Below are 362 nucleotides of genomic sequence, written 5' to 3' on the forward strand. Positions count from 1 at the left end.
TTCCGCTATCAGGAAGATGTCAATCCACAGCAGACGGCTTCAGGACTGGCTACTCGTATCCATGATATCCCCGCACAGGATATTCTGAGGGCAAATTACCTGTACGAGGACTTTGATCCTCAACTGATCAGTGATCTGCTGGATCAAATGACCCCCTCGAACATGAGGCAGGTAGTGATTGCCAGAGATCTTGAGACGGATCAGGTCGAGCCTTATTTCAATACTCATTACAGTATGAAACCTCTGTCGGATACTTTGGTGAAAAGGCTCTCTTCACCCCGCGTTCATTCAGAAATGACCATTCCCAAGCGCAATGAATTCATTGCCCGTGATTTGGAGTTGCGTGAGAGCAGTCCGGAGTC

Annotated in this window: 1 pseudogene; it reads left to right on the forward strand. The window is 48.3% G+C overall.

What is annotated here, in order from left to right:
• A pseudogene (locus CWC16_RS19660) lies at nucleotides 1-362 on the forward strand (hypothetical protein); the annotation flags it as partial.

Origin of the sequence: Pseudoalteromonas sp. S3776 (assembly GCF_005886915.1) — a bacterium.
Lineage (GTDB): Bacteria > Pseudomonadota > Gammaproteobacteria > Enterobacterales > Alteromonadaceae > Pseudoalteromonas.